Annotated in this window: 24 protein-coding genes; 9 read left to right on the plus strand and 15 right to left on the minus strand. The window is 51.7% G+C overall.

Translation table 11 applies throughout. From position 1 onward, the window contains the following. Positions 1 to 221 precede the first annotated feature (221 nt). The 8 genes from ACEN86_RS14575 to ACEN86_RS14610 form a co-directional block, all read right to left on the minus strand. Entirely contained in the window at positions 222 to 530 is a 309-nt protein-coding gene (locus ACEN86_RS14575; protein WP_495631328.1) for a HesB/IscA family protein, read from the minus strand. Between the two features lie 103 nt (positions 531 to 633). After that, positions 634 to 873: a hypothetical protein gene (locus ACEN86_RS14580; RefSeq protein ID WP_127200054.1), complete on the minus strand. Its 240-nt coding sequence runs from the start codon at positions 871 to 873 to the stop codon at positions 634 to 636. 80 nt (positions 874 to 953) lie between these two features. Then, positions 954 to 1,103: a hypothetical protein gene (locus tag ACEN86_RS14585; RefSeq protein WP_495631329.1), complete on the minus strand. Its 150-nt coding sequence runs from the start codon at positions 1,101 to 1,103 to the stop codon at positions 954 to 956. A gap of 97 nt (positions 1,104 to 1,200) precedes the next feature. After that, positions 1,201 to 2,121, minus strand: coding sequence for a M14 family metallopeptidase (locus ACEN86_RS14590; RefSeq protein WP_495631330.1), 921 nt, complete (start codon positions 2,119 to 2,121; stop codon positions 1,201 to 1,203). A gap of 237 nt (positions 2,122 to 2,358) precedes the next feature. Further along, positions 2,359 to 3,171 (minus strand): glutamate racemase, encoded by an 813-nt coding sequence (gene racE, locus ACEN86_RS14595; RefSeq protein WP_495631331.1) that lies wholly within the window; start codon positions 3,169 to 3,171, stop codon positions 2,359 to 2,361. A 240-nt stretch (positions 3,172 to 3,411) separates the two neighbouring features. Then, on the minus strand, positions 3,412 to 3,765 hold the full coding sequence (locus ACEN86_RS14600; protein WP_495631332.1) for a YtxH domain-containing protein: 354 nt from the start codon (positions 3,763 to 3,765) through the stop codon (positions 3,412 to 3,414). Positions 3,766 to 3,981: 216 nt separating this feature from the next. After that, complete coding sequence (locus tag ACEN86_RS14605; protein WP_495631333.1) at positions 3,982 to 4,410, minus strand: DUF86 domain-containing protein; 429 nt, start codon at positions 4,408 to 4,410, stop codon at positions 3,982 to 3,984. 13 nt (positions 4,411 to 4,423) lie between these two features. Further along, positions 4,424 to 4,711, minus strand: a complete 288-nt coding sequence (locus ACEN86_RS14610; protein ID WP_495631334.1) for a Dabb family protein — start codon at positions 4,709 to 4,711, stop codon at positions 4,424 to 4,426. A 219-nt stretch (positions 4,712 to 4,930) separates the two neighbouring features. Between ACEN86_RS14610 and ACEN86_RS14615 the strand changes: the two genes are divergently transcribed. Beyond that, positions 4,931 to 5,245, plus strand: coding sequence for a hypothetical protein (locus ACEN86_RS14615; protein ID WP_495631335.1), 315 nt, complete (start codon positions 4,931 to 4,933; stop codon positions 5,243 to 5,245). Between the two features lie 47 nt (positions 5,246 to 5,292). Here the strand turns inward: ACEN86_RS14615 and ACEN86_RS14620 are convergent, their stop codons facing one another. From ACEN86_RS14620 to wecB, 4 genes are all read right to left on the minus strand, one after another. Further along, positions 5,293 to 6,597, minus strand: a complete 1,305-nt coding sequence (locus tag ACEN86_RS14620) for a 6-phospho-beta-glucosidase (protein ID WP_495631336.1) — start codon at positions 6,595 to 6,597, stop codon at positions 5,293 to 5,295. After that, positions 6,597 to 7,595, minus strand: a complete 999-nt coding sequence (locus ACEN86_RS14625) for an N-acetylglucosamine kinase (protein ID WP_495631337.1) — start codon at positions 7,593 to 7,595, stop codon at positions 6,597 to 6,599. The genes ACEN86_RS14620 and ACEN86_RS14625 overlap by 1 nt, the downstream gene beginning before the upstream one ends. A gap of 79 nt (positions 7,596 to 7,674) precedes the next feature. Next, on the minus strand, positions 7,675 to 8,559 hold the full coding sequence (locus ACEN86_RS14630; RefSeq protein WP_495631338.1) for a helix-turn-helix domain-containing protein: 885 nt from the start codon (positions 8,557 to 8,559) through the stop codon (positions 7,675 to 7,677). An 86-nt stretch (positions 8,560 to 8,645) separates the two neighbouring features. Continuing rightward, positions 8,646 to 9,755 (minus strand): non-hydrolyzing UDP-N-acetylglucosamine 2-epimerase, encoded by a 1,110-nt coding sequence (gene wecB / locus ACEN86_RS14635; RefSeq protein ID WP_495634311.1) that lies wholly within the window; start codon positions 9,753 to 9,755, stop codon positions 8,646 to 8,648. Between the two features lie 221 nt (positions 9,756 to 9,976). Between wecB and ACEN86_RS14640 the strand changes: the two genes are divergently transcribed. The 5 genes from ACEN86_RS14640 to ACEN86_RS14660 are packed head-to-tail and all read left to right on the plus strand — an operon-like array spanning position 9,977 to position 14,205. Beyond that, positions 9,977 to 10,996, plus strand: a complete 1,020-nt coding sequence (locus ACEN86_RS14640) for a glycosyltransferase (RefSeq protein ID WP_495631339.1) — start codon at positions 9,977 to 9,979, stop codon at positions 10,994 to 10,996. Continuing rightward, positions 10,996 to 12,627 carry a glycosyltransferase family 2 protein gene (locus tag ACEN86_RS14645; RefSeq protein ID WP_495631340.1) on the plus strand — a complete coding sequence of 544 codons (1,632 nt, stop codon included), beginning with the start codon at positions 10,996 to 10,998 and terminating at the stop codon, positions 12,625 to 12,627. Before ACEN86_RS14640 ends, ACEN86_RS14645 begins: the two co-directional genes overlap by 1 nt. After that, positions 12,624 to 13,646 (plus strand): polysaccharide pyruvyl transferase family protein, encoded by a 1,023-nt coding sequence (locus tag ACEN86_RS14650; RefSeq protein WP_495631341.1) that lies wholly within the window; start codon positions 12,624 to 12,626, stop codon positions 13,644 to 13,646. Before ACEN86_RS14645 ends, ACEN86_RS14650 begins: the two co-directional genes overlap by 4 nt. Positions 13,647 to 13,670: 24 nt before the next feature. Beyond that, positions 13,671 to 13,967: a hypothetical protein gene (locus ACEN86_RS14655; RefSeq protein ID WP_495631342.1), complete on the plus strand. Its 297-nt coding sequence runs from the start codon at positions 13,671 to 13,673 to the stop codon at positions 13,965 to 13,967. Positions 13,968 to 14,001: 34 nt separating this feature from the next. After that, complete coding sequence (locus tag ACEN86_RS14660) at positions 14,002 to 14,205, plus strand: hypothetical protein (protein WP_495631343.1); 204 nt, start codon at positions 14,002 to 14,004, stop codon at positions 14,203 to 14,205. Positions 14,206 to 14,281: 76 nt separating this feature from the next. Here the strand turns inward: ACEN86_RS14660 and ACEN86_RS14665 are convergent, their stop codons facing one another. Continuing rightward, complete coding sequence (locus ACEN86_RS14665) at positions 14,282 to 15,109, minus strand: sugar phosphate isomerase/epimerase family protein (RefSeq protein ID WP_495631344.1); 828 nt, start codon at positions 15,107 to 15,109, stop codon at positions 14,282 to 14,284. A gap of 206 nt (positions 15,110 to 15,315) precedes the next feature. On the opposite strand from ACEN86_RS14665, the gene ACEN86_RS14670 reads away from it, so the two are divergent. The 3 genes from ACEN86_RS14670 (at position 15,316) to ACEN86_RS14680 (ending at position 18,402) form a co-directional block, all read left to right on the plus strand. Next, positions 15,316 to 16,125, plus strand: a complete 810-nt coding sequence (locus ACEN86_RS14670) for an EcsC family protein (RefSeq protein WP_495631345.1) — start codon at positions 15,316 to 15,318, stop codon at positions 16,123 to 16,125. Positions 16,126 to 16,751: 626 nt separating this feature from the next. Continuing rightward, positions 16,752 to 17,309, plus strand: coding sequence for an RNA polymerase sigma factor (locus ACEN86_RS14675; RefSeq protein ID WP_495631346.1), 558 nt, complete (start codon positions 16,752 to 16,754; stop codon positions 17,307 to 17,309). Then, the gene (locus ACEN86_RS14680; RefSeq protein ID WP_495631347.1) at positions 17,302 to 18,402 is read left to right on the plus strand and encodes a hypothetical protein; all 1,101 of its coding nucleotides are present in this window, start codon (positions 17,302 to 17,304) and stop codon (positions 18,400 to 18,402) included. The genes ACEN86_RS14675 and ACEN86_RS14680 overlap by 8 nt, the downstream gene beginning before the upstream one ends. Positions 18,403 to 18,492: 90 nt before the next feature. On the opposite strand, the gene ACEN86_RS14685 is transcribed toward ACEN86_RS14680, so the two are convergent. After that, positions 18,493 to 19,680: an efflux RND transporter periplasmic adaptor subunit gene (locus ACEN86_RS14685; protein ID WP_495631348.1), complete on the minus strand. Its 1,188-nt coding sequence runs from the start codon at positions 19,678 to 19,680 to the stop codon at positions 18,493 to 18,495. 24 nt (positions 19,681 to 19,704) lie between these two features. Beyond that, the gene (locus ACEN86_RS14690; protein ID WP_495631349.1) at positions 19,705 to 22,812 is read right to left on the minus strand and encodes an efflux RND transporter permease subunit; all 3,108 of its coding nucleotides are present in this window, start codon (positions 22,810 to 22,812) and stop codon (positions 19,705 to 19,707) included. Between the last annotated feature and the right edge of the window lie 48 nt (positions 22,813 to 22,860).

Below are 22,860 nucleotides of genomic sequence, written 5' to 3' on the forward strand. Positions count from 1 at the left end.
AGAAACTAGTAAATCCCGTTATTCCTTCTCTGGAACACATACAACAACGTATAAAGTCAATAAACGTATTGTACCTTAACTCGTCAGGCTGGCGCAAGATGATGAATCACAGCTTTTTGCTTCTTCCGGAGCATTTAAAGGTAGGAACAAAAAAGACCCCGCAGAGCGCGCCAGCCTGTCGACTAGTACGCTGCAGAGGTCTGTTACCCAGCTAGCTTGAATTAGTGATCTCCGTGATTGCCTTTGGAAGGGTTCGTGATGACAAATCCCTCTTCAGGGAAATACAAGTAATCAATCTTCACGCCTTCCAGGAACGGGTCACTCAGATCCACGATTACATCGATTTCTTTGTCCGTGGACACTACCGTATCCTTATCTGAAGGCTTGGCCAAATCCAGACCATAGTGAGCATGGTCGCCATGAGAATGTGTGACGAATACTTTCAAGGCAAGGCCTTTGCCCTGGTTCTCTTCCTTCTCGAGTTCTTTCTTGATGACTTTTGCAGCGTTGCGTGTAATCTTGACACTCATGGCTTTCTCTCCTATTCGTATGTTAAACCTAATATGGCTATTGTAAATAATCTGCCCCCTGCATGCAAGGAGCAGACCACATGTCCATCAGGAATAAGGACTCTTACAGGAGTGGATACTTCTTCTCAGCGCGGGTAACGAACCAGTTCATCAAGAACATCGACACCGCGATATCATCCAGCGGCATGAAGGGCATCACATCAGGCAGCACCCAATACAGCCCAGCCGGAACCAGGAACAGCAGCTTCTCGGACAGAGGGATTTGGGAGGACGTGATGAGTCTAGGCAGCCGTCGGAAAATATGGGCCCAGCGCTTGAGCGACCATAATTTTTGCAGTTTCATGTATGTCCCCTCCTAAAAGTTTTGCGAAGCAAAACTTACTTCGTAAGTTAAAAAGAACACATGGTTGGGAAAGTTCATAACTACGAGGAATGCTTGGACTTTCGGCCGCTGTTGTCTCCAGATTTCTCTTGATATACCGCATGGAGCGGATGAAATCCGGAGACAAAGGCGGTCGCTTGCGCTCCTACAGTTCCAAGCTTCCCCTCCGTTACGCCTTCCCTGAATGTCATTTAACTGTGTTCGTGTTATAGTTTTGCGAAGCAAAGCTTACTTTATAAGCAAGTGCCTACACCCTTAGGATACCCGTTTTCCTGGTTCATGAATAATTCAGGACCGCATGGCTTCCGCGAGCAGCTCCGACACTTCCGCATATATACTCTCGAACTCCGCGGGCGGCAGGGGATTGACGCCTTCTCCAGCTTCAATCGTGAAGCCCGGCCTTCTGAACTCCTTGATGAACCAATCCTTGTACCCCGCATCACTGCCGGTCAGCTTAACTGCCCGGTATCCTGATGCATACGCGAACCGGTGAGCAAGCTTCTGGGAATCGTAAGGCTCCAGATCCCGGTAGTTCCAGTAAATTTCTTTTCCCTGCGTATGCAGAGACAGGGCCAGCTCGAAGTTCTCCCACCGGCTCAGTTCCGCAAGCGCTTTCGCTTCAGGCTCTGTAAGCGGCATCGTTCCGCCATAATCTTGAGAAGCGGGTGCATGAATGCCCCGACGCTGCTGTTCCTCTTCCCAATAGGCCGGGAACTGGTCATTCAGATCCACTCCGTGAATATTCGCCTTCCAGCGGCTGAAGTCCGTATTTCCCTTGTTCCAGCTGATCAATTCATCTGCATTCACATGGGCAGCTGTCACGCCCTCCTGAGACAAATTCACCCCATCCGGATTGACCATGGGCACGGCCCACAAGGTGACATCTTTTAGCCAAAAGCACGCTTCAGTACCCCAACGTTCCGCGGCTGCTGTACTCGACGCAGCGATCTCTTCCACAAATCGCAGCAGCAGCGGAGAAGTAATCCATTCATTGGCATGCACCGATGCGTTCATATGAATGGCGCGGGGGCCGGTGCCCAGGCGAAGACAGTGAATCGGCTTGCCCATGACACTTCTACCGATCTCCAGTACATCAAGGTCTGGGTAAGTGCACTGCAGCTGCTTCAGCTGCTGAATCAGATCTTTGTATAAATATTGATTCCCTACCTGAACAATCCGTCCTCTGCCATGATGCGAACAGAATCCCATGAACCCACCTCTTTCCAGATTAATCACAGCCCACACGGAAGAGCCGATCTGTCAAAATACTGTGTTTCTTCCATTCTATGCTCAGGACGCTGACCCATGTTAATGACAAGAACAGCAAAAACCCCGCTGAACCTAAGTTCCACCGGGGATGCTGCCAAGCTGATTATTATATAAAACACAGTTAAATTCTTTATTCTAACTGCATTTTATATAGATGTTGTCTTCCGGGTTCCTACCCTACAGTAAAGGATTCTGCCACACGACAGGTGTAAGATTGATGTGTTCACCAAGCCACTCACAAGCAATGGATTGGAACATCTCTGCATCGCCACTGCAGAAGAACTGATGAATCGGCGTCTCATCGCCGCGAGCCAGCTGCCCTTTCTGATACAGGACCGTGCTGATCTCCCGCGCTGTCTCATCCGCTGAACTGATCAGCTTAACTTTGGGACCCATCTCAACCTGAATCGCCTTCTTGAGAAAAGGATAATGAGTGCATCCCAGGATAAGGCAATCAATGTTGTTCTGCTTGATCTCTTTCAGGGCATCCTCAACGACTTCCTGAGTCTCCGGCGTGTCGAATACTCCCCGTTCCACCAGCGGCACGAGTGTAGGACAAGCCTCACTCACCACATGAATGTAAGGAGACAGCTCTCTCAGAGCTGCCGGATAGGCGCCGCTTTGAATGGTTCCTGCCGTACCGATTACACCGATATGTCCGGTCTTCGTTGCACTGATTGCCGCGCGGGCACCAGGACGAATCACCCCGATTACGGGAATGGAGATCTTGGATGCAATGTAGTCGAGCGCAGCCGCTGTAGCTGTATTGCAGGCAATCACGATCATTTTTGGATTAAATTGAATTAAATAGTCAACTATCTGCTCCGTGAACAAGCGAACTTCTTCCGGTGTGCGCGGGCCGTAGGGAGTACGTGCCGTATCTCCGAAGTAGATGACCTTCTCCCGGGGGAGCTGTCTCATGACCTCCTTCGCAACCGTCAGTCCTCCTACTCCCGAATCTAGTATTGCGATAGCTTGCTGCACGAACATCCCGCTTCCTTTTTCATAGGTTGATATGGAAGGAACTTAACTTAAAAAAGCCTACACATTCGTTCGTTCCATATGATTCTCACCGTTACTTTATGACATCCAGCCACAAAGCGTACCTAAATATTAACCCAATTTATGCGGGGGGACAAGGAAAGTGGAAGATCTTACAAGTGCAAAAAAAAAGACCCCGAAGGGTCTTATAGCTATATAGCAGTTACTTGAACACACACCTTCAGCAGATTATTTGACGGCTTCAGCAGACTCCGTTACTTCTTCCACAGCTGCTTCGTCCTCCGAAGCGGAGATTTGCACCACGAGCTCCTCTTCTGTAACGCCCGCATTGACTTTCTTCTCGCGAAGCGCATGAATGCTGCTGACTACATCATGAGCTTTGTCTTTTACCTTATTGATGACTTCGGATGTATGCTCACTCACCTTGCCTGCTACCTCGCGGGATTTGTCGCTAACTTGACGGGCACCGTCTGCGATATCCTTACGCAGCTCACTGCCTTTCTTAGGAGCCAGCAGCAGGGCTGCTGCCGAACCGATTACACTGCCTACAAGCGCGCCCAACCAGAAATTCTTTTGACTCATTCAACATCTCTCCCTTTCGGCACCCGGATACCCAAGCTCAGCTTCATTTGAGGGCGAATGCCTATATTGTTGATTCATTATAAGCAGTCTGGGCTCGTCTTGACACAGAGGAAGATGAATTTATGGAAATTTATTCAGGGGAAAAATAAAAAGCCCAAACCATGATCCATCGATCATGATTCAGGCTTATGTTCTGCTGATGGGATGAATCAGCATTTACTTAAGTTCCCGGTCCAAATACTCTCTAACCTTTGCCGCAAAAGACGTAAGTGCATCCGGAAGACTAGCTACCAGCTCACTCAGCCCATCCTTGCGCCAGTCAAAGTACTCCTGAACCAGCGGCCTGCGAAGCCGTACCAGCTCTGTGAGCAGGGCGGCAAGCTCGCCGTCCACGACCTTCTCATCCAGCATAATGTCGATAATATCCTCATAACTGCTGGCATCCCGCATAATAAAGCCGTCGATGAGGTAGCTTCCTACATCGGTCACGACTTCTATACCCAGGTGCAGCGCTCTCTCTTCAGCGAATGCATAGAGAAGCTCTAAATTCTGATTCATCTTGGCTTCAGCCTGATTCAGCACCTCGATAATCTGGGGAATCACGTTCAGCCGCCGCTCAATTTGTTCCCGGTTCACATAATACATCAGTCAGAGCCCCTTAAAATTCGAAGTCTACGGCAACCTGGGATTCACGAACCTGAACCATATGCTCAATTACTTTCTTGTGTTCAGGGTGAACCTGATACCCCTGAAGATCCTCAAGCGAAGCAAAGGTTGTGATCAGTGCAATATCATAAGAGCGCTCGGAGTGGATGACATCGGCGCCAACCTGAATATCCACCAGCTGCTCTACTTTCCCTTCCAATCCGCGAAGTACGGATACGGTTCTCTCAACACTTTCAGGTGAAGAATCTTTCAACTTGAACAGGACGACATGCTTGATCATTTCGCGTTCTCTCCTTGTGTATGGAATGGTGTTCCAAGTGGATAACCCTTAGGAAAATATATCATGGTTGGGGGAAAAGCAAAAGTTAATCGGCTGTACTCGGTTTGACAATTAAGAATAAAGCTTGTGGCAGAATGGCTTCACATCACAACTTATCTAATTCACGTATCGTCTATATATAGAATAAGCCTTATTTTAATCATAGGAGCTGAATATTCCATGAGAAGACACACAATGATACTATTGTTGCTTGCCCTATTCGTTACAATCTTTACAGTTGGCTGCAGCAAGGAGAATAAACAGGCCGATACCTACACCGCTACAGGGAATATTGCATCGCTAGAGAAAACAGGCGGAGTTACAGATGGAGTTCACTCGGACTATGTAGTCAAGCTTACTGAGCTAAAGCTAGCTCCGCATAACTCGGATCAGGAAACTGGCTTTTTCTCGATTACTAAGAATACAGTAATTTATCAGACTAAACCCCTAACCGAGGAATTCTCGGTCAAAGGTTCATCATCTCTAACACTTTAAATGTAGTTGTGCTTCTTAAGTTCCTTCAGTATCCACCTGTTTATTCCTTAAAAAAATAGCGGCAAATACAGCTTATGCGCCTCCAGCATCTCATCAAGAATGGCCTTACCCACGGCGACCGAAGGCACCAATGGATGGTGCGTTATCGCCTGCAGGGCAAGATCCCGATCTCCGCTTACCGCGGCTTTGATCGCAATGCTCTCATAGGTCTTCACCGCATGAAGCAGGCCTTTCACATGCTCGGGTACACGGGTCGGCATCATAGGTATCGGACCCTGCCCGGTAACCACACAGTTAATCTCGATGCTGGCATCCTCCGGCAGGAAATCATACACACTGCCATTGGGCACATTCAGGGTCTGAATGTCATTGCTGCCTTGATACAGCGAGCGCATCAGCTTCACAGCTGCCTCGGAATAATAGGCGCCGCCGCGCTGTTCCAGCTGCCTCGGCTTTTCCTCGAGCGCCTCATCCTTGTAGAGTTCGAACAATTCCTTCTCCACCCGGCTTACCACATCTGCGCGGGTTCCGTCTTGTACAAGTGCCTCCTTCATTTCTTCATACATTTCGGTCATCATATAGTAATATTTCAGATAATAAGTCGGAACCGCACCAAGGGAACGCAGGAAGTCGCTATCCCAGCCTACGGTAGGCACATTCTTAGCCGAATACTCGCGGTCTCCAGCTAGAATCTCGGGCAGCTTCTCTTCCCCATCAACCTGTGCGGAGGTAACCCAGTGCAGGTGATTAATCCCCACGAACTCAGGCAGTACACGGCTCTCATCCACCTCATATACTTCGGCAAGGAACTTCTGGAAGTTGATGGGTGAGTTGCACAGACCCACTGTCTTCACCCTCGAATACTTCGTAACCGCCTCCGTGATCATACCCGCCGGATTCGTAAAATTAAGCATCCAGGCATTCGGCGCCAGCTCTTCGATATCCCGGCAGATGTCCAGAATTACCGGAATGGTGCGAAGCGCTTTGAACATCCCCCCAGGTCCTGTTGTCTCCTGACCGACAACTCCGTGGCGAATCGGAATATGCTCATCAAGCTTCCGGGCTTCCAGCAACCCAACACGAATCTGTGTACTTACGAAATCAGCATCCTTGATTGCCTCGCGGCGGTTCAGCGTTAAGTGTACCTCCATGGGAATACCCGCCTTGCGGACCATTCGTCTAGCCAGATTGCCGACAATATCAAGCTTCATCTTGCCTGCTTCGATATCTACCAGCCAAAGCTCAGCCACGGGCATGTCGTGATAGCTTTGAATCAAGCCTTCCACTAATTCCGGAGTATAAGACGATCCTCCGCCGATCACCGCAATTTTCAGTCCTGGTTTGTTATTCATTACACTCGCTCTCCTTCCGATTTAGAATACGAAAATTGCTCCAGCATCCGAATGACTTCCTCATTGGCTGGGTACCCCGCTTCATCCATAGCACTAAGCACAGCACCGGCCACAGGCTCCATCGTAATCGGGGTGACGGCAGCCTTCGGGGCAGTCTTGCAGAGTTCTTCTTTAATTGCTTCTACCATGCTGTTCTGTCCGCTCTTCGCAAGTACACTGCCGCCAAGGACCACATCGAATACATCATCCTGCATGCCAAGGCGGCGGATTAATGCAGCTGCAGCATTGCCGTGCTCGGTCCCCTGCTCCCACAGGAAGGACTCGGCCAGCTCATCTCCCAGCCGGGCAGCCTCGAATACAAGCTCAGCGAGCCTGAGCGGGGGACGAAACTGATCATCCAAGGCGGCGTCCAGCATACGCGGGACATTGGAAAAGCCAGTCTCCCGAAGCACCATGTCATGCAGCAGAGTCGGCTTACCTCGCCCATCCCAGGCACGTATAGCAGAGCGGAATGCGAAGTCCGACAAGCTTCCTCCTGACCCATGTCCATCACCGAACAAGTACCCGAACCCTCCATACTGTAGTTCTTCCCCGTGCAGGTTCCGGGCAGCTGCGTTGAAGCCGCTCCCACTGATAATTACTACCCCATAAGACCTCGAAGTCCCAGCACGCATAGCGATCATCGTATCACAGGTGATCCGGTGTCTGGGGAATCCAAGTCCCCCGATCATAGGCCGCAGAATCTCATAGTCCGGTTCCCGGTCTGCTCCAGCAAGCCCGAAATAAGCATAGGTCACATCATCTGGTGATATCCCCGCCTCATCCAGGGCTAATCGGCAAGCAAGAGCAATATTCTCCCTGGCCTGCCTTAAGCCGGTCTGATGGTTCCCGTTACCTGCAGCGCCTCGGCCAATGACCTGTCCGTAACTATTTACAAGCAGGCTGTGTGTCTTGCTTCCGCCCGCATCTACTCCAAGGTAGCAGTTCATCTTAATCATCACTCCTTCTCCCTTTCAGGATACAAAAAAAGAACTATCGCATTCTTCTGCAATAGTCCTCTCTACTGATACTATCTTACTATTCTCTTCGATCCCCTTGCAGGCGTCTGCGCATAGTGGAAGGCGAGACACCCAAATATCTGCGGAACAGTCTGTTAAAGTTCGATAAATTACGAAAACCACAGGAGATCGCAATATCAAGAATAGGATCGCTTCCCTCTTCCAGCAGCTGCACGGCATGAGACAGCCGCAGCTGGACCAGATAGTTCAGAGGCGAGCTGCCCGCCGCCTGGCTAAATAACGTGCTGAACCGGGAAGGACTGAGATGTACAAGATCAGCAAGCTCCCGCAGCGTCCATGCTCTGGACAGATCCTGTTCCATATTGCGGATCACTTCCCGCATCAGCTCCAGCTGCCGGGGCGGCATGAAATCGGCTGAAGCCGGGTCTGTATCGAAATGGCGGTTGACCTCAGCCAGGAAAAGCATAAGCTGCCCGATAATGACCGAACGGCTGGAACGCTTATTCTGTATATATTCCTGATAAATATTCTCGATATAAGTCATCATCACCTGATTCTGAGTATGACCGTTCACAATGTGATGGGAAGGGCTGGAGTCATGGCTTCGGAATGGTAAAAGCAGTTCAGGATCAAACCTCTGTCCTGCCGCAAGCAACTGCGGATTGAACATAATTACAATCATCTTGAGATCATGCCCCTCATAAGCCCGGTGCAGATCATCCGAATCAATCAGGAACAGATCACCGCGCTCAAAAGGGTATTCCCGGCCGTTAATCACATAAGTGCCGCTTCCCTGGGCAATCAGGTTAATCTCAAGCGCCCTGTGCCAGTGCAGCCGCTGAAATGAAGGTGAGACTCCAACTGTACAGGAGGCCGTAAGCGGGAATTCAGCCGGAAGATATATGTCATCACGGGCAATGGGACTTGGATTCAATGGTATCACTGCGGGATCTCCTTCCTGACATGACAAGACAATACGATATGAATCTATTGAATCATACCGCCATTTACTTAACAACCAGGGGATCTTCAGAGATCAAAGAAATCCATAATGATCCGCGCAATATGCTCGGAGGCGTATCCATCCCCAAAGGGATTGCTGGCTTCCGACATGATTCTATACGCTTCCTGATCATCTAGCAGAATAGCAATCTCTCGATAAACGCGCTCGGTCTGCGTCCCTATACACCGGAGCGTTCCCGCCTCTACTCCCTCAGGCCGCTCGGTCTTATCCCGCAGAACAAGGACCGGCTTGCCAAGGGACGGCGCCTCCTCCTGAATCCCGCCCGAGTCCGTCAAGACGAAATGACAGCGCGCCATGAAGTTGTGCGTGGCTACTACGTCCAGCGGTTCGGTAAGATGAATTCTTGCCTTTCCGCCAAGGATCTCCCCCGCCAGCTTCACAATCTCCGGATTCGGATGAACCGGATAGATGAACTCCACGTCCTCACGCTCTAAGGCTGTGCGCGCGACAGCTTCGAACACTTCTCTCATCGGACTTCCCCAATTCTCTCTCCGGTGCATCGTCATAAAGATCCATTTGCGAGACTTATCCAGCTTCGCCAGGAGCGGGTGATTAAAGTTCTCCTGAATGGTCCACTGAAGGGAATCAATGACCGTATTTCCGGTAACATGCACATTCGCAATCCGGTTCTCGGCGGCCAGCTGGAGTCCGGACTGGACGGTTGGCGCAAAATGCAGATCGGCTACCCGGCCGATGAACTCGCGGTTCATCTCCTCCGGGTAAGGCGCGTATTTATCATAAGTTCTCAGACCAGCCTCGACGTGTCCAATTGGAATCTGTGAATAATACGCGGCAAGGGCGCCCATAAAAGCGGTGGTCGTATCCCCATGAACGAGAACGAGCCGGCAGCCCGACGAACGGATCACCTTCTCAAGGCCAGTCAGCACGGATACGCTGAGCTCGGTCAGGCTTTGTCCGGGCTTCATCAGGTCCAGATCATATTCCGGCTTAATCCCGAACACCTCAAGCACTTGGTCGAGCATTTCTCTGTGCTGGGCCGTCACGCATACAACCGGTCTGAGGCCGGGAGTGCGCTCCAATACTTTTACAAGCGGAGCCATCTTAATTGCCTCAGGCCTCGTACCAAATACAACGAGCACACGAATCTCTTCCATATTCATAATCTCCTCCTCTAGCAAGTTCAGGATAGTATATGAGAGTTCGCCGTAATGCGTATCCGCAAGAGGCCCTGCCAGAGCTCCCTTCCTATATACAGCATCTTGTAGCTGCTCGCTATAGCCAACTATTTTTGCCATGGGGCGGGCCATTGGCGTTATTCTATTAAGCTAGCAATGCATAGGATGGAGCAAGCTTTCACAAAGGAGGGAAAAGCATTTTGGCTGTCATTATTTATCCCAAAACTATGAATTGGAGATTTATGAAACAGCGGCCTCAGCAGCTGATGACCCAATTCGGAGCTCTGGGACATCAAGTGTATTTCGAGAATCTGGCGCCGCTCTCCCCCCATCTTCAAGAAGTTGAGCCCGGCGTTCATCTGTTCACCGATCATCAGAGCTTTCTGTCGCGGACACTCCCGCGGCTTCGCAAAGAACAACCCGTTGTAATCTGGACGACCTGGGCCAAGCAGCGATCGAGGCTGACTCTGTTCAAGCCTGACGCGGTAATCTACGACTGCTGCGATGAATTCCCGCACTGGGCGAAGTACGAAGCCAAGATGGTTGAAGCATCTGATCATCTTGTGGCGACGGCGAAGTCGATCAAGACACGGCTGGAACTCGCTTACCCTGACAAACCCGTCACGCTGATTCCCAATGCGGCGGATCAAAGCTTGTTCGATCTTCCGCGGAGCGCAAGACCTGCCGATCTTCCTGAAGGCCCGATTGTCGCATACATCGGCGCATGGGCTTACTGGGTTGATCATGCCTTGTTCGAGAAAATCGCCCGCACCTACCCGGGAGTTAACTTTGTCTCCATCGGAGCTCCTTACGGAGATATCCCATCTTACACCGAGCTGCCCAATGTCCATGTGCTCGGCGAAAAGCCGCACAGTGAATTGAAGCAGTATTTGCCTCATATCGATGTTGCCATTATTCCATTTCTCTACCATCCCATTACACTCGCTACGAATCCAGTCAAGGCCTATGAGTATTTGGCTGCCGGGGTTCGTGTGCTGTCCACAGCACTGCCCGAATGCATTCATATGGAGCCTCATGTAACCACCGCTACAACGCATGATGACTTTGCTGCAAAGCTCGGGTCTATGCTCCTGGCTCCGGATTCCGAAGCGAACCGGAATTCAAGAATTAACTATGCCCGGCAGAATCGCTGGCAGGAGCGGGGAATCGCAGGAAATGAGGTCATTACCGAGGTTCTCCGCAAGAAATCTCTACTGTAATGAGTACGGTGTACCCTCTGATTGAAAAAATAGCGCTCGCCATCCCAGAGTCCTTGCTATTCGATCCAAGGCCGTATGCAGACCGGTTAATCTGTCTGCTGGAGAAGAATACCCACCCTCAGTCTAAGTGGGTATTCTGGAATCCCGCTGCAGCTGCGGTCAGCAGGCCTCTAATGGATTGGCTGGAGCAGCAGCTTACCGGGATGCCGAACCTTAATCATATCCGGGTTATAGCCCTGGAAGACGCTCGGGCAGTTGCCGGGAACCAGCAGAAATCCAGGCGGCTCTTGATGCGTGAGGACGCCGTCAATACCTCGCATACGCCGCCTGCAGGGGTTCATACCCCCTGTGTTCCCCTGATATGGCGGCGGGATTATCTGATTCAGGAGCTTGGCCGTGCTTTTGATCCACTGCCTTCTACACTCTATCTGCCTTACGAGATCATGCCAATGAATCCGCATCAGATTGCCATCATCCCTAACACTCGAATGCATCGTCGCTATGGACTCGCAGGGTATAAGCCCCTGAATCCGCCGCCCTATCCACTTCACTCCGGGATACGATGGCGGGTGTTCCCTTCCAGCGCCCAGCTTGAAGGTGTGGTGCCCGTCATTGCCAACAGCCGTACCTATCGCCAAGCGGCGGCTTCCGGGAAGGGCGGCAGCACAACTAACCCATTCAAGCCAGGGAACGGGAGCGACGGCGAAGACGAACCGGGCGTAGGGGCGAGCGGCTGCAGAGCCGCCCCGCCTCAGCCTGTGAACGGGAGCGACGGCGAAGACAAACCGGGCGTAGGGGCAGGCGGCAGCACAGCCGCCCCATCCCTGCAAGACAACGGCTCTGCCCGTTCCCGGCAGGGCGACCGCGAGGCCGAACAAGGCTCAGGGGCGGACGGCAGTCCGCCTGCCGCGCCAAGCGGAACCAGCCCGGCCGTCTCCATCCTTCTGCCGGTCTACAACATGCGGGCTACTCTGGGATGGGCGGTAAGGTCGGTTCTGGCCCAGACCTTCCCGGACTTCGAGCTGCTCATCGGAGATGACGGCTCGGAGGATGGTACGGCAGATCTGCCGTACCTGCTAAGCGACCCGCGGATTCACATTCACCGCTTCGCCCCTAACCGCGGCAAGGTGTTCGTGCTTAACGAACTCCTCGGGCTTGCGCGGGGCAGGTATGTGCTGGAGCTGGACGGGGACGACTGGCTCCAGCCCGAGGCGGCGGCGCTGCTCACCGCCGCCATGGATGACGCGCCGGAAGCGGCCATCGCGACCGGCGCAAGCGGCCTGTGGCAGGGCACGCGCCACTTGGGTCCCTTGTGGCGCGGGGCCTTGCCTTACCGCGGGCACCGCGCGGACGCTGATGCGGCCGCCCCGCTGGTGCCGCGGCTGTACCGCGCGGCGATGCTGCGCGGGATCGGCGGCTGGCCGATCAGAGCCGGTGCGGATGCACGGCTCTTCGAGGACATTGCCGTCTGCGAGGCGCTGCTCGCCGAGCATCCGCACCCGGCCGTTATTCACCGGCCGGTGTATCACCGCGTACTCCGCGCTAACAGTGTCAGCCAGCGCGGCGGGGCGCGGTATCCCGCCTGGTTCAAAGCCCAGGCGGATAACATGAAAGGAGGACATCCGAAATGAACATTGCTGTCTGTGGTTACTACGGGATGGGCAATTTTGGTGATGATCTGTTCCTGCGGACATTTCAGCAGGTCTTCTATCCACACCAGATCTATCCCTGGAACTCGCAGCTTGATCCAGACAAGACGGACGCTGTCATCATTGGAGGCGGAGATCTGATTACCCCCTATGCGTTCAACACGTACTACTTCCCGCCTGCACTTAAAGATAAACCCACCTGGCTGTATGGGGTCGGCATTGTCGATGCCTATCCCGAGGAAAGTTGGCCAGCGGCTCAGGTTGAGCTGTACCGGGACGCCATCAGCCGTGCGAAGCGGGCAGTATTCCGTGATCCTAGATCGGCGGATATCGCTAGACGCGCCGGCTTACACAAGAATGTGGAGGTCGCACCGGATATGGCTTTTGCTTACAGGCAGCCGCGCTATCCGTATAAGCAGCCTTCGCAGCGGCCTACGATCGGTATCTGTGTGTTCGCTTATGATTCCTTCCCGTTCGATTCCTTTGTCACACTGATGAAGTCCTTTTCGGAACGCGGATATCATCTGCGTCTTATTCCAGCAGTGAACCATCCGAATGGCGGCGGATACTCCGACTATCCGATGTGTGTCCGGCTCAAAACCCGGCTCAGGGAGCTGCGCCCGGGTGCATCTATTGATATTTTGCCGCTGCTGCTCGATCTTGACCTGACGTACAGCGCAATCCAATCTGTCGATTATTTAATCAGCTTCAAGCTCCACCCGACTCTGGTCGCACTTCGCGCAGGCATCCCAACGCTGGCCTTCAGCGGGATGAGCAAGATCGAGAGCCTGCTTGCAGCATTTGGGCTGGAGCAATACTACTGCAACTATAAAGAACCTCTTGAAAGCTTCAACCCGGTTATTGACGACTTTCTTGCTAATGGCCCCAATCTCGTCCGGTCACGTGCACGCCAGTTCCGGTTGACTGAGCGGGAGAGTCTCAAAAGTCTGCTGCGGCTACGCAAAGACATCGAGAAATACCTGCTGTGGCATGGAAAATAGATCTGACTTAAGGAGGACAACAACATGTGGTTTTTCGGAATCGGTCATCTTAGACGTGAAGTGAAGCATCTTGCAAAATCCGTACGGCATCTAAACGCCCGCCTGGATGAACTGGAGAGTAATCTGGCTTCCGGCTTATTCCCGAACCCTGCTCTGCAGGAGGTGCTTCAGGAAAAGATCGGGCAGACCATTACAGTCAGTACCGCCAGCGCAACCGTGGAAGGTATTCTTCTGACCGCGGGAACCGATGCCTTGGAGATCCGGGAGTCTACAGGAGATCTGGTGCTTATTCCTTACTCCCGGATCACCGTTCTGCAGTAACGTTATATAGACACCTAGGAGAGGAGCTTGCTTTATGAATTTTCGTAATCTAGCCCAAGGCTTCGTTGGCAAAGAGGTTGAAGTTCTGACTCCCAACGACTTGATGTCAGGCACCCTGATCTCGGTTAGCGCTACGACGCTGCTGCTGAAGGTACCGCCTGTCATATACGGTCCACCGACGGATCTTGCCATCATCCCTTTACAGGCCGTAGAATTCATTCGTGTCATAGCTTCATAAGCAGTGCAGCAAAGCCCCGGGAGTCACACTCCCGGGGCTTTCATATCAATCTGCCAGAACTCTGCAGGTTCCTCAATTACATAGATTCACATACGATTCTCTTAATTCTGTCAAGTCCTTCCCACATGTCTCCGGGACCATCATAAATAAGAACATAGGCTCCATCGTAGCCTTGGTCTTTGACTGCGGTTAAGCACCTTCTGAACTCGTCCTCATCCGGATAACCATTTTGATCGTAACTAGCCTTGGCATGAATGGACACACTATAAGGTACAATCTCTGCAATCTCAGCATATTTGAGAGAGCCTTTGAAGTTGCCAAAATCAGTAATCATTTTAACCCCAAAGCCCGTTCTCTCCAGAATCTGAAGACAGCTGGATGCACGTGACGTGAGCGCTTTGAAATTCTCCGTAATGATCTTGACTCCATAAGTTTTGGCGTACTCAGCAAGTTCAGACAAGACTCCTGCGGAGCGCTGAATCGCCTCCTCATCCGAGGAATCGGCCTCTCCGGCGATGACCCGGATCTGCTTGGCTCCGCTTAAGGAGGCCGTCTTGATCCAGCTGCGGATATAGGCTATATCCGACTCCCTTCTTACCGGATCAACAGCCGTAATATCACCATAGTCAAGAAGCAGAGTGTCGAATTGAACTCCTGATTCCCGGAAAGCTTCCTTCAATTGATTGAGGTATACTGGATCCACAGCCGGGAAATGAAAATGACATATCTCCACAGCCTGGTATCCTCTTCGGGCCGCTTCAGCTGGCAGCTCCAGCAGAGTCAGAATTTGGGGCTGATCCTGAATATCCATTTGCTGAGTCTCGTTCACAGCATCCCAGATCGTCCACCGCAGGGGTCCGAGCAACCGGTGCAGGCTCCAGGTGCTTACGGATAAATACGACATAAGGATCACTCTCCAAATCTCTAAATTTTTAGAATTCAATATCATTCCAGCACACACTGGTTCTCATTACAAGTAGAGAAATTATAGGTAATTGGCTGCAACCCGCCCCGTTAATGCTCGTATAATCCTTAAAAGGAGTGGTCAATCCCATGTCAAACCTCATGCCCTTGGGGCCAAATTCGGAAACACAAGAAGAATTGAGAGTCATGCTTAAAGAGATAGAGTCTTGGGAGAAAAACCAGAAGGACCTTTGGTTCTGGGAGAAAATCGGCCGGCTGCCCTTTATGCTGCTGGATCGCCTTACCCCCAAATTCATACAGCAGAAGCTCGGACAGGCTATGGATGAGATAGGCGGCTTCGTGCAGACCGGCGGACAGTACCTGATCTCCGAGTCAGCCGTCCTCAGCAAGCTTCGGAATGAAGCTGCTCAGCCAGCCGCATCCGGGGCTTCCCAAGTGGAGCTTGAAGATCCGCTAACCCTAGAATCTGCTCGCCGCCTGCCGATTGCCGTTATGGACAAAACCAGTGAAGACTTGGTGCAGAGCCGGGCTGCCTTCGCCACCGCCCAAGGGGCAACGACCGGATTCGGCGGCTTATTTACCTTGGCCATTGATATCCCCGCCATCCTGGGGCTGTCCCTGAAGACAATTCAGGAAATTGCCATCACTTACGGTTATGATCCCAAGGAGAAGCTGGAGCGCATCTTCGTGATTAAATGTCTGCAGTTCGCTTCGGCCGATATTGTCGGCAAGAAGGCCGTGCTTGAGGATCTGTCCGACTTCGGTAACGAGAACCGTCAGCGTGAGTCGCTCTCCCAGCTTCAAGGCTGGCGCGAAGTCATTGCCTCTTACCGCGACAACTTCGGATGGAAGAAGCTGTTCCAGCTTGTTCCTGTTGCTGGCGCGCTCTTTGGAGCCATTATCAACCGCGGGACCCTTCAGGATGTGGCCGAAGCAGCTACCATGCTCTACCGGAAGCGGCGGATTCTTGAACGCATGCAAGAGCTGGAAGCCTAGAGGCTATGGCTGCTTCCCTAATCTTTAGGATGCTTTGCTTGTAGTCCTTGACTTGCTTACCTGTAATCCTTAGCATGCTTTACCTGCATCCCTTGGGCTGCCCAAGGATCCCTATAGCACTTTGGCATAGATAGGGCTGTCCCAAAAACAAGAGTTTTAAAGCTTAGAGACGACTCTTCCAAAAAATGAAAGCAAAGCTCCAGCCAAAGGGTAAACCTTGGGCTGGAGCTTTGCTGTTTGGGTCTACGGCATGTTTCTTCAGGAGATTGTGGTCGGGTGAAAGCCATCCCACCTAAAGGCTCACTTTCGTAAGACTTGGCCAAGAGTGAAGCCAAAGGAGGGTTCCTTATTTTATGGTTTCGTTGAAATTTCGCCGGAAGTCTGCGGAGAGACGAACGATAGCGGACAAGCGAAAGCGGTCGCCTTTGTGTTCGGATATTTTCCACTGAAAATCATTCTATATATCCGAACACAGGCAGCGATGGGAGTAACGTTCGTTCTCGGAGCTTTTAGAACATAAACCGAACTCCTTAACAAAAAGTCCGTCTATCTCTCTACTGCCTAAAATTATTTCACGACCAATTAAGGGAACTAAATTTTGGTTTCTTTTGTCTAATGAGTAAGAGGTGAAGAGATTGGAACAAACACAGTGGGAATACATGATTCATATTGATCAGATGAGTCCTTCGGATCTTCATGATCTCATGAATGCCTTCGGTCAGGATGTATGGAATCTGGCCTTTATCCTGACTCGAAGGCACGATTTGGCTGACGATATTGTGCAGGATGTTTTTCTGAAGGCTTATTCATTAATTCATACGTTTCGCGGACATTCGGCCATCAAGACGTGGCTCCTGTCCATTACCCGCAATACATCTTTGAATTATTTGAGATCCGCTTTTGTTAGAAAAGTTACCCTTCTCGATTGGATTACCCCCAAGGAATCCTCTCCCTCGGCAGAGCAAAAAGTGATGGAGTATACCTACTCGTCGGAGATCTGGGATACCGTGCTGAAGCTGCCGATCAAGCTGAGAGAAGTCCTGATTCTCCATGCGAAATACGAGATGACCACCAAGGAGATCGCCGCCATGCTGCAGTTGTCCGAAGGTACGGTCAAATCCAGATTATCCAGAGCCCGTAGCCGTATGGCCGCGTACCGAAAGGAGAGTGCTCTCTATGAGTAAAGAAACCGACCAGCTGTATGATCAATTGAAGCAGGGGCCTTTTCCGCACCGGACATTCACCAGAGACCATATGAACCGTATCGCCCTTGAGGCCACCAGGCAGAATAAGCGCTCAATCTCTGCCAAATCCATACTCATCTGGGCCACCGCAGCCTCGATCGTTATCGTCTGTATTGGAACAGTCCTATTCTACTCGTATCTGAAAGGTAATTCGGCTTCAGGTGAGGTTGTTGCGACTCCTCCTATCGTCAAGCCGAAGGTTCAGGAATCGACAGGCGATATCCCCGTGAAGCCGGACAGACCGAGCGGACAGCTGGGGGCACAGCTTCCTTTTACAGCAGAAATGGTGGAGTCCGTTACGGTTAAGCCCCCAGGTACAAGCGCTGAAATGGCCGTTCCGAAGTCACGTTACGCGGTGATAACGGACGGATTATATTGGGAGGATCTGTCCATCGCCAAAGCAGACAAGGACACTCCTGACGAGAAGCAGGTGCAGATCCGAATCCATACCTCCAAAGGGGTTTACAGCATCCCCTACAGCCTGGACAGCAACACTTATCAACTCGGGAATGCCTGTTACTACGCAGATGACCAAGTGCTGCGCTTGATGTCCGGGCTCCTCGAACCCGACTCAGATCTCGCGAAGGTGGAACGGCTCTCGGCTGCCGCGCAGGAGGAGGTAGACAGGGGCGAAATGAAGGGAAATGACAGTCTCAAATATAAGGCGGAGCGGTTTAATATTAACGGGAAGGATACCGACGGATGGCTTAGTCAGATTTTATTTCTATCGAATAGCTACACTTTCGCGAAGGAGTATTACGATGGCCTGACCCAACGTGTGAGAAACGTGCTCTATTATAAGGAGACCGGCATAATCTCTTCGGGAAGCGAGGTTATATTTCTGGACAAGAGCTTCCAGACCCCTGATGGAATTAAGGTCGGTCTGACCAAGCAGCAGGTGCAGTCGAAGCTCGGGAAGCCCAATATGGAGATCAATTCCAGATGGGATTACCGCGTAGGCGACTCGTTAAAGTTCCATCTGTATTTTGAAAATAACGAAGTAGCCTTCATTTCCCTGACTATGCCTGCGTAAGATCACCAAATTGGATACAAAGAAAGAGACCTTCCGGCACGCCTGGAAGGCCTCTTCGCTTTATTCCGTTTCACACGATTCGTATCACCGTCACTGGACCTGGACCTTCTCCCCATCCTTAAGCGTATGCTGACCTGATACAACCAGCTGATCCCCAGCTGCGGCGCCATGAATTTCCTGATAAATTCCATTTAGTCTTCCGAGCCCTACCTTTACCCGCTGAGCCATATTTCCTTTCAGCACGAAAATATAAGTATGGTCTGCATCACGGACGATGCTGTCTGCCGGAACAGACAGAACATTCTCTTCCTCTTCTGTGGTTAATTGTACCTGCACCCTGGAACCCAGGATGAAGAAAGCATCCTTATTATCGGCCGTCAGCTGGAGTGTATATAATCTTGTAGAGGTGCTTGGAGCTACAGACAGATATACGATCCGAACTTCATGACCATGCTGCGGTTGATCAGCATAGTAGACCCGCACCTTCTTCTTCCCGCGAACCAGCTCGGCTAACTCTTCGCTGAGTTGAGCTTGAATCGTGATCTGATTCCCATTCAAAATCACACCGACCTTGCCTCCTTGTGCCACACTGGCTCCAATGGACAAGTCCATCTCAGCGAGTACTCCGCTGGATGATGCCGTAATATTGTAAGCGTCCAGATTCGCTCTGGCCTGTTCGAGCGACACCTTGGCTGTCTCCAGCTGAGATCTCGCAGCAGGCACCGAGCTTTTGGATTCGAGGAACCTCAACTGAACCTTTGACGCTTCCAGGTTATCTTTGGTTGTACTGTACAGCTCTTCATTATTTGCCCGGGTCGCCTCTTTCAACTGCTTCTCATATCCGCTGATCGTTCTTTCCAGCTGTATGCGATTGGCTTCCAATTCTGCCTCGGCAGTCTCCAGCGCTCTCTTCGCGCTGGACACCGAGGACTCGGCCGCAGAGGTAGACAGGCCCGCTGTCCCGGAGGAGATCCGGGCAATAACCTCGCCTTTCGTTACCTTCGCGCCATTGCTCTTAAGTATTTCGGTAATCGTCCCGGACCCCTGGGCAATGATGCCAATCTGTACCGAGGCCATTACATCCGCGACCTGCTCCCTGGGTGCTCCCATCGAGTGCATACCAATCGGCTCTGTCTTAACTTTGGCGATTCCGGGCGCGGCCTGTACCTGTGGAACGGTTGCAGCGGGGGTGCAGCCAGCTGCTGCAACCGCGGTTAGAACCAGACAAGCTGCTGTTATAATCCTTTTGCCTGTTCGCTTCTTAGGGTAGAATTTCACTGTTACCTCACCTTCCCCTTCCCTTTACATATCCAGACTCTTCTCTTCGCTTGATTTCTGTCTCCTTGCAGACATAGATTTCCGGGTTAGCTTCTTCCTGATTGAATCGAGCAGCTCATAGATGACCGGAACTACAACAAGTGTCAAAATTGTAGAAGTCGTTAATCCTCCAATGACAACGACCGCAAGACCTTTGGAGATGAGCGTACCGTGAGACAGACCTAGCGCCAGAGGTACCATGGCAACAATGGTAGCCCCCGCGGTCATGATGATCGGCCGAAGCCGGACTTTACCCGCTTCAATCAAAGCTTCCCTCACCGGGCTGCCCTCCTGGATCAGTTGCTGAGCCCGGTCAAGCAGAACAATGGCATTCGTCACGACAATGCCGATCAGCATCATGAAGCCGATCAGTGAAGTGATATTAATGGCCTCCCTGGTCAGCCAGAGTCCCAGCAGTCCGCCAATCACAGCCAGAGGAAGGGAGAACAGAATCGCAAAGGGCGAACTCGCATTCCCGAAGCACAGCACCATAATCAGATATACGATGGCAATCGCTACTGCCATGGCAGCAAAGAGCTGTGAGAAGCTCTTGGCAATCTCGGCACTTACGCCTTCGACACTGACCGATACGCCAACTGGCAGCTCCAGCTGCTTGAGGGCATCGGCTACTTTGGAGCTGACCGCGGCTTTGTCCGTTGAATCAATCGAAGCCTTGATGCTTACCACCTGTTTCTGCTTCTCGCGCTGCAGTGCAATGGGAGCAGGTAGCTTTTCTATTTTGGCAATCTCATTCAGATATACGATCTTCCCTTCGGCAGAGCGAAGAGGGATCTTGCCCAGCTGCTCAAGGGAGTCCTTATCCCTCGCGGAGAGCAGAATCTTCACAGGATAGAGCACATTATCCAGGCGAATCTCTCCAAGCTCCATCTCCTCGAGCCAGCTTCGAACCATATTTTGGACCGTAGCCGTACTTAGACCCAAGGCTTTGGCCTTGGACTGGGAGACTGTAATCTCCACCTGCGACTTTGCATCCCCCAGTGAATCCTTGATTTCTTTCAATTCGGGAAACTCCTTCATTCTGGCTTTTACCAAGGCCGCTGCCTGTTCCAGAGATTGCTGGTTATCTCCAGAGATCACATAAGAGAAATCTGTAGAGCTGATTCCTCCCCCGCCGCCGGATAGAGACCCGGGAGTGACCACAGAGCCTTTAGGCAGCTCCGTGCCAATAAGACGGGTGAACAATTCTTTTACCGCCTTGGGATCTGACCCCTTACTCACTTCCGTGTTGATCTCAATCATGTAAGGAAGCTGCTGTTCGCTTCCCCCGTAACCTACCAGCGCTTCGGTAAAATTAAAGATCGCGCCTCCTTGCCCATCCTTCGCCTCCTTCAGCAAGCTCTCAATCTTACTTGAGTAGGCATCCGCACTCTCTATGGAAGTCTCATAAGGCAGCTTGGCACTGAAGCTGATCTGCTGTCCTTCCTCCCCATCCGAGAGGAAGTTCACGGCCAGATTCGGAATCGTGATGAGGAGAGTAGCGAAGAACATCACGGCGGAGAGCAGCAGAGTTTTCAGGCGGTGGGTTAGGCACCAGGAGAGAATCCTGCCATACAGCCTGGCAGTCTTCCCGTTCTCGCTCTTCTGATGGGAACTCAGCTCGACCTGCCGCAGCACCATCAGCTTGGCTAGCAGTGGAATTACAGTTATGGCAACCAGCAGGGAAGCCATAAGCGCACAGGCCACCGTCAAGGCAAAGGGCCGGAAGAATTGACCCACTGTGCCGCTGACAAAGGCAATCGGGAGGAATACGCCAACCATAACCAGGGTGGACGAGGTTATTGCCATGGACACCTGCCGAACCGCAAGCAGGATAACGGACTCTTTGCGCTCTTCCGCTTTTACCAGGCTGGCATAGATATTCTCGATAACTACAATGCTGTCATCCACAATCCGCCCCACCGCAATAAATATGCCCCCTAAAGACATGACATTTAAGGTAAGTCCCAGGTAATTCAGCAGAATAAAGGTGATGAGAATCGATAGAGGAATCGACACCAGCACAATGGCCGTCATTCGAAGATTCCGCAGGAATAGCAGAATAATGAGCGAGGCCAAGGCGATACCCATCAAGCCCTCACGCTGAAGACCGGAGATGGACTCGCGGACTTCATCGGCGCTATCGAATATTTTCTTGAACGTAATGTCCGGATGAGCCTGCTCCCATTGTTCCAGCAGCCCATTGGTCTCATCGGAGAAATCTACGGCATTCGCCCCGCTGGTCTTGTAGAGGTTAATCCCAATTGCGGGCTTACCATCCAGACGCGAGATGAACTTCGAATCCGTAACGGCCTTAATCTCGGCCAGATCCTTAAGAAGCAGCGTCTGTCCCTGACTTGTCGTGAGCTCTAGATTCTTCAGACTGTACAGACTATTAAGCTCCCCGCGGACACGGACCATCTGGGTATTGCCATCCACCTTAATCGCACCTACAGATCCCGAGGACAAGGCTGCCTGTATGCCGCTCGTCAGCTCGGCTGGAGACAGCCCATAGGCATTCATCGCATCCGCCTTAAGCTCGATATCCAGCGAGGTCTGCCGTGCCCCAATGGTATCGATATGGTCAACCCCCTTGATGGCAGTGAAGCCAGGCTTCAATTCATCTTGATACAGCTGGTCCAAATCCGCCTGGGTCATGCCCTTTTCCGCATACACTGCCAGATAATAAGCGGGAATAGAGGCGAATCCAAAGGTAGAGGCCATGGGTCTTGAAGCCTCAGCAGGAAGAGGGGTGCTTTGGATCAGGCTGTCCAGGTCCTGCTTCTTCTTGTCCACATCAGTTCCCTGGGTGAACTGTACAATTATGTTGGAGCCGCTGTCACTGGAGGTGGAGCTGATGCTCTCAATCCCCTCCATATTAGCTACCTTATCCTCGATAGGCTTGGATACGAGGGTCATGACATCCTCAGGTGAAGCCGAGTAAGTCGTTGTGATAACTACCACGGGAAACGAGACATCCGGCATATTCTCCAGCTTAAGTGATTTGGCAGAATAGAGCCCGGCGCCGAACAGGATCGCAATCATGATCAGCATCGCGGCCGTTTTACTCATGGAGAAACGAATCAGGCCGTTCAAACAGTTACCTCCTTCTTATCGAATAAGTTTATGAATGGATTCCATAAT

The organism is Paenibacillus sp. Paensp111 (assembly GCF_059492195.1).